The following is a 6,356-nucleotide window of genomic DNA, read 5'->3' on the forward strand; positions in this document are numbered from 1 at the left end:
GTTCGTCCCTGAACCCGCGCTCAAGATCAGCAAGCTCTACGCCATCGCCCCCGCCGCCGACAACGAGGAACTGCTGGCCGACGCCTGCGAGACCCTGACTTCGGCCAAGGTTATGGCCAACAACTTTGCGGGGCTGCTGGACGGCCAGCACCGGCACACGGCGCAGGGCATCGCGCAACTGATCATGCTCGGCGAACTGGCGGTGAACCGGGTGCTGGACAGCCTGGAGCTGAAGGCCGACGCGGCCCTTTGACCAGACGCAAAAACCTGTGGGAGCCAGCCTGCTGGCGATAGCAGTGGGTCAGTCGAATGTGATGCCGGCTGACACGCCGCCATCGCCAGCAGGCTGGCTCCTACAGGGCTGTGTGCGCAACACAGATGCGGTGGGCCAAGAGAGCACGTCCATTCAATTTTTCTTCATCCCGGCGGTTCATCATCCAGCCCAATGATTGATCAAGGGCTGTGCCATGAACGCTTCGCAACGGGATGAACAGGCGCAAAGCCTCGGCTTGCTGTTCCTGCGGACGGCCGGCGGGCTGTTCCTGCTGTGGGTGCACGGCTTGCCCAAGCTGCTGCACTTCAGCGAGCAGCTGCAGCTGATCGAAGACCCGTTCCGGCTCGGCCCCCACCTCACGCTGCTGCTGGCGATCTTCGCCGAAGTCGTCTGTCCGCTGCTGATCGTCGCCGGTGTCCTGGCGCGATTGGCCTGCTTGCCTATTCTGTTTGTGCTGCTGGTGGCGCTGCTGCTGGTGCACCCGCAATGGAGTGTGGCCGAGGGGCAGTTCGGCTGGCTGCTGCTGATCCTCTTTTCCACGGTGCTGATCGCCGGTCCCGGGCGGCTGGCGTTCGGTGCCCGTTTGTCCGGAGTGCTCCGTTATGCCTGAAACCCAATCCACCAAGAAACCGGGCACCGATGAAGTGGTGACCCTGATCATCAAGCATCGGGTCAAGGCCGGTTTCGAACAGCCCTATGAGGCCTGGCTGCGCAACATCGTCAGCGTGGCGGGCCGCGAGGAAGGCCACCTGGGCGTGGACGTGATGCGCAGCCGCCAAGGGGGGCTTGCGCTGTTCACCTGCGTGCTGCGCTATTGCTCCACCGAAGCGATGCAGCGCTGGCTCGATTCGCCCCAGCGCCAGGCGCTGGTGGAGGAGGCCGCGCCGATGCTGGCCGACGGCGACCAGACCGAGGTCAACCCGGTCAACGAGTTCTGGTTCGCGCCGCTGGCCGACGCCGCTTCGCCGCCGCCGCGCTGGAAGCAGGCGGTGGTGACGCTGTTGGTGATTCTGCCGCACACCTTGCTGGTGCCGCTGATCTGGGGGCCGTTGCTCAAGCTCAACGCCTTTCTCTCCAACTACGTGGTGGCGACCTTCCTGATCACCCTGACCATCGTGCTGTCGGTGGTGTACGTGTGCATGCCCCGCGCCACGCGCCTGTTCGCGCCGTGGCTGGAAGCCGGCCGGGCTCACGGGCACCACGAATCCAACGCCAACCCGCCGCGCTGAGGCGGGCGGGTTCCGATCCGTTTCACTTATGTCGAAGGAACTGCGATGAACGCCGATCTGATTCTGTTCAATGGCCAATTTCATACCGTAGACCGGGAAAACCCACGGGCCAGCGCCGTGGCGATCAAGGACGGGCGCTTCGTCGCCGTCGGCACCGATGCCCAAGCCATGGCGCACAAAGGCGCGGGCACCCAAGTGGTGGACCTGAAGGGCCGCTGCGTGATTCCCGGCCTCAACGACTCGCACCTGCACCTGATCCGCGGCGGCCTGAACTACAACCTCGAACTGCGCTGGGAAGGCGTGCCGTCCCTGGCCGATGCGCTGCGCATGCTCAAGGAGCAGGCCGACCGCACGCCGACGCCGCAATGGGTGCGGGTGGTGGGCGGCTGGAACGAATTCCAGTTCGCCGAAAAGCGCATGCCGACCCTCGAAGAACTCAACCAGGCCGCCCCGGACACCCCGGTGTTCGTGCTGCACCTGTACGACCGTGCGCTGCTCAACCGCGCCGCGTTGCGTGTGGCCGGCTACACCCGTGACACGCCGAACCCGCCGGGCGGCGAGATCGTGCGCGACGCCAACGGCAACCCGACCGGCATGCTGGTGGCGCGGCCCAACGCGATGATCCTGTACTCGACCCTGGCCAAGGGGCCGAAGCTGCCGCTGGAGTACCAGGTCAACTCGACCCGTCAGTTCATGCGCGAGCTCAACCGCCTGGGCCTGACCAGCGCCATCGACGCCGGCGGCGGCTTCCAGAACTACCCCGACGACTATCAGGTGATCGAGCAACTGGCCAAGGACGGTCAACTGACCGTGCGCATCGCCTACAACCTGTTCACCCAGAAGCCGAAGGAAGAGCTCACCGACTTCAAGAACTGGACCGGCAGCGTCAAGCTGCACCAGGGCGATGACTTTTTGCGGCACAACGGCGCCGGCGAGATGCTGGTGTTCTCGGCGGCGGACTTCGAAGACTTCCTCGAACCGCGCCCGGACCTGCCGCAGACCATGGAGCAGGAACTGGAGCCGGTGGTGCGCCACCTGGTCGAGCAGCGCTGGCCGTTCCGGCTGCACGCCACCTACAACGAATCCATCAGCCGCATGCTGGACGTGTTCGAGAAGGTCAACCGCGACATCCCGTTCAACGGTCTGCCGTGGTTCTTCGACCATGCCGAAACTATCACCCCGCAGAACATCGAGCGGGTGAGGGCGCTGGGCGGCGGCATCGCGATCCAGGACCGCATGGCGTTCCAGGGCGAATACTTCGTCGACCGCTACGGCAAGCAGGCCGCCGAATCCACGCCGCCGATCAAGCGCATGCTGGCCGAAGGCGTTCCGGTGGGCGCCGGCACCGACGCGACGCGGGTGTCGAGCTACAACCCATGGACCTCGCTGTACTGGATGGTCAGCGGCCGCACCGTCGGCGGGCTGGCGCTGTACGAAGAGGGCTTGCCCCGCGAGACCGCGCTGGAACTGTTCACCCACGGCAGCGCCTGGTTCTCCTCCGAGCAAGGCAAGAAGGGCCGGATCAAGGTCGGGCAACTGGCGGATCTGGCGGCCTTGAGCGCGGACTTCTTCAGCGTCGAGGAAGAGGCCATCAAGTGGATCGAATCGGTGCTGACCGTGGTCGGCGGCAAGATCGTCTACGGCGCCGGCGATTTCGACACGCTCGGTCCTGCCGGCCTGCCGGTGCTGCCGGACTGGTCGCCGGTGGCGAAGGTCCCCGGCCACTGGCGCCCGAACGCGCCGTTGCAGGCGCAGGTGCACCAGTGCAGCGGCCCGTGCGCCGTGCACACCCACAGCCATGAGAAGGCGCGGATGTCCAACGTGCCGGTCAGCGACTTCGCCGGCTTCTGGGGCGCGTTCGGCTGTTCCTGCTTCGCGTTCTGACCCTGACAACCCGGCGTCGGCCCGCAGGACCGGCGCTGCCCGCAACAACCATCCACCGAGGAGTTTCACATGAGCAACGTTCCCTACAAACGCCTGAACAAAGACGATGCCGTTGTGCTGCTGGTTGACCACCAGACCGGCCTGATCTCGCTGGTGCAGGATTTCTCGCCCAACGAGTTCAAGAACAACGTGCTGGCCCTGGGCGACATCGCCAAGTTCTTCAAGCTGCCGACCATCCTCACCACCAGCTTCGACAGCGGCCCGAACGGCCCGATCGTGCCGGAGCTCAAGGCGCAGTTCCCGGACGCGCCGTTCATCGCCCGTCCTGGCCAGATCAACGCCTGGGACAACGAAGACTTCGTCAAGGCGATCAAGGCCACCGGCCGCAAGCAACTGATCATCGCCGGCGTGGTGACCGACGTGTGCGTGGCGTTCCCGACCCTGTCGGCCATCGCTGAAGGCTTCGAAGTGTTCGTGGTGACCGACGCTTCCGGCACCTTCAACGAAACCGTGCAGCAGGCCGCCTGGGCACGCATGTCGGCCGCCGGCGCGCACCTGCTGAACTGGTTCGCCGTGGCCTGCGAGCTGCAGGGCGACTGGCGCAACGACATGGAGGGCCTGGCCAACCTGCTGTCCGAGCGCCTGCCGAACTACCGCAACCTGATCAACAGCTACACCAAGTTCACCTCGAAGTAAGCGGCAACGAAAATGCCCGCCATTGGCGGGCATTTTTTTGCGTGATGAAAGGCTGTCAGTTCAGGTGGGTCTTGAGTTCCGCCGCAGCCTGGCGCACCGCCGCCTTGACTTCCGGGACCTGGTTCAGCGGGTTGAGCAGGCCGAAGTCGTGGATCATCCCGTTGTAGCGCACCGACGTCACCGGCACGCCGGCTGCATCCAGGTGACGGGCGTAGCCTTCGCCTTCGTCGCGCAGCACGTCGAATTCGGCGGTCTGCACCAGCGCGGCGGGCAGGCCCTTGAGCTGGTCGGCGCTGGCGTTGAGCGGCGAGGCATGGATCTGCGCACGCTCGGCCGGGTTGGTGGTGTAGTTGTCCCAGAACCACTGCATCATGCCCTTGGTCAGTAAGTGGCCTTCTGCGAACTGGCGGTACGAGCCGTTATCGAACCCGGCATCGGTCACCGGCCACATCAGCAGTTGGAAGCGCAGGGCCGGGGTGTTCTGTTCCTTGGCCTTCAAAGCGACCACCGCCGCCATGTTGCCGCCGACGCTGTTGCCGGCCACCGCCAGGCGCTTGCCGTCCACGCCGATCTCCCGGCCGTGCTCGGCCACCCATTTCGTGGCGGCGTAGGCTTGGTTGATCGCGGTCGGGTAGTGGGCTTCCGGCGACGGCGTGTAGTCGACGTACACCGCGACGGCACCGGAGCCGACCACCAGGTCGCGGATCAGGCGCTGGTGGGTCGGGAAGTCGCCCAGCACCCAACCGCCGCCGTGGAAGAACATGAACACCGGCAAATCGCCTTTGGCCTGGGCCGGGCGCACCACCTTCAGGTTGATCGTCTGGCCGTCGGCCTTGATTGCCTTGTCGCTGACTTCAACGCCGGACAGGTCGACCTTCACCGACGCCTGGGCGCCGGTCAGCACCGCGCGGGCGTCTTTGGGGCTCAGTTGCTCCAGCGGTTTGCCGCCGCCGGCGGCGAGGGCGTCGAGGAACGCCTGGGTGTTGTGCTCGACACCGGGGCTGCCGGCGGCGAACGCGTTGCCGATGGACAGGGCGAGGAGGGAGGCGGTGAGGGTGTGCTTGAGGCTCATGGTCAATTCCTTTTTCAATCGTTGGCGTTTTCTGTAGTGGGATCGGGCTGCTGCGGCGCTGGGTTCCGGCCTCAGCAACACCGTGGACACAGATTATTGAAGTGCCAGGAAGTGAAAAAGCGGCTATAAAGCGTTTGACTGTCCACCATGGAGTGACAATGAACCCCTTTGAAGACATGCGTATCTTTTGCCAGGTCATGGACTCCGGCAGCTTCACGGCGGCGGCCGATCAGTTGGGCCTGTCCAAGCAGTTCGTCAGCCGCCGGCTGATGCAGCTGGAGGAGCGCCTGGGCGTGCGCCTGCTCAACCGCTCGACCCGGCGCCTGGACGTCACGCCGCTGGGGCAAAGCTACTACGAATCGGCGCTGCGCCTGCTTGGCGAAGTGGAACAGGTCGAGCAAGGCATCGCCGGGCAGACCGCCGAACCGCGCGGCACCCTTCGCCTCAGCGCGCCGCTGTCGTTTGCCGTGGCGCATCTGGGGTGCCTGCTGCCGCAGTTCCTGCAGCGCTACCGGGAGGTCACGGTGGAGGTGGACCTGAGCGACCGACCGGTGGACCTGCTGGGCGAGGGCTACGACCTGGCGCTGCGCATCGGCGTGCTGGAGGACTCCACCCTGATCGCCCGGCGCATCGCGGCCATCGAGCGGGTGTACTGCGCCAGCCCAACCTACCTGGCCGAACGCGGCACGCCGCTCAAGCCCGAAGACCTGCATGGCCACGATTGCCTGCCGTACGGCCATGGCCGTTCGGTGCAGTGGCGGTTCAACGCGGGGCCGGGCAAGCCGCTGCTGGTGAATGTGGCGGGGCGGATGCGGGTCAACAACGGTGAATTGCTGCGGGACGCGGCGGTGGCGGGGATGGGGATCACGTATCTGCCGACGTTCATCGTGGGCTCGGCGCTGAAGGACGGGCGGCTGGTGCCGGTGCTGGACGAGTTCCGGCCCGAGCCGCTGACGCTGTCGGCGGTGTACCCGCAGCACCGCCAGACATCGCGGCCGGTGCAGGCGCTGATCGAGTTCCTGCGCGAGCGGCTGGATCCGGCGCATTGCGTGCTGTGAGCGAGCGGTGATGCTGGATGGGCCGGCCTCATCGCTTGCAGGCAAGCTTGTATGTTTAGACTTGAAGGGGTGGGCGGGACTAAAAGCAAGAATCCGACTCTAGCCAGTACGGACCGTGGGAGACTTCTCGTCCCGCCCTTTCT

General features: G+C 65.7%; 7 protein-coding genes. 6 read left to right on the forward strand and 1 reads right to left on the reverse strand.

All coding sequences use genetic code 11. From position 1 onward, the window contains the following. From CAG29_RS27880 to ycaC, 5 genes are all read left to right on the forward strand, one after another. A partial coding sequence (locus CAG29_RS27880) for a DUF6124 family protein (RefSeq protein WP_256577337.1) occupies positions 1-253 on the forward strand: 253 nt, incomplete at its 5' end. Positions 254-467: 214 nt separating this feature from the next. After that, positions 468-884 carry a DoxX family protein gene (locus CAG29_RS27885; protein ID WP_085695453.1) on the forward strand — a complete coding sequence of 139 codons (417 nt, stop codon included), beginning with the start codon at positions 468-470 and terminating at the stop codon, positions 882-884. Continuing rightward, positions 877-1,503, forward strand: a complete 627-nt coding sequence (locus CAG29_RS27890) for an antibiotic biosynthesis monooxygenase (RefSeq protein WP_085695454.1) — start codon at positions 877-879, stop codon at positions 1,501-1,503. Before CAG29_RS27885 ends, CAG29_RS27890 begins: the two co-directional genes overlap by 8 nt. 45 nt (positions 1,504-1,548) lie before the next feature. Continuing rightward, on the forward strand, positions 1,549-3,387 hold the full coding sequence (locus CAG29_RS27895; protein WP_085633790.1) for an amidohydrolase: 1,839 nt from the start codon (positions 1,549-1,551) through the stop codon (positions 3,385-3,387). A gap of 69 nt (positions 3,388-3,456) precedes the next feature. After that, positions 3,457-4,083: an isochorismate family cysteine hydrolase YcaC gene (ycaC, locus tag CAG29_RS27900; RefSeq protein WP_085586847.1), complete on the forward strand. Its 627-nt coding sequence runs from the start codon at positions 3,457-3,459 to the stop codon at positions 4,081-4,083. Between the two features lie 55 nt (positions 4,084-4,138). Here ycaC and CAG29_RS27905 read toward each other — a convergent pair whose 3' ends face one another. After that, the gene (locus CAG29_RS27905) at positions 4,139-5,155 is read right to left on the reverse strand and encodes an alpha/beta hydrolase (RefSeq protein WP_085695455.1); all 1,017 of its coding nucleotides are present in this window, start codon (positions 5,153-5,155) and stop codon (positions 4,139-4,141) included. A gap of 158 nt (positions 5,156-5,313) precedes the next feature. Between CAG29_RS27905 and CAG29_RS27910 the strand changes: the two genes are divergently transcribed. Then, on the forward strand, positions 5,314-6,213 hold the full coding sequence (locus tag CAG29_RS27910) for a LysR family transcriptional regulator (RefSeq protein ID WP_085586849.1): 900 nt from the start codon (positions 5,314-5,316) through the stop codon (positions 6,211-6,213). The last annotated feature ends 143 nt before the right edge of the window (positions 6,214-6,356 follow it).

The sequence above is a fragment of the Pseudomonas sp. B7(2017) genome (assembly GCF_002112745.1).
GTDB lineage: Bacteria > Pseudomonadota > Gammaproteobacteria > Pseudomonadales > Pseudomonadaceae > Aquipseudomonas > Aquipseudomonas ekonensis.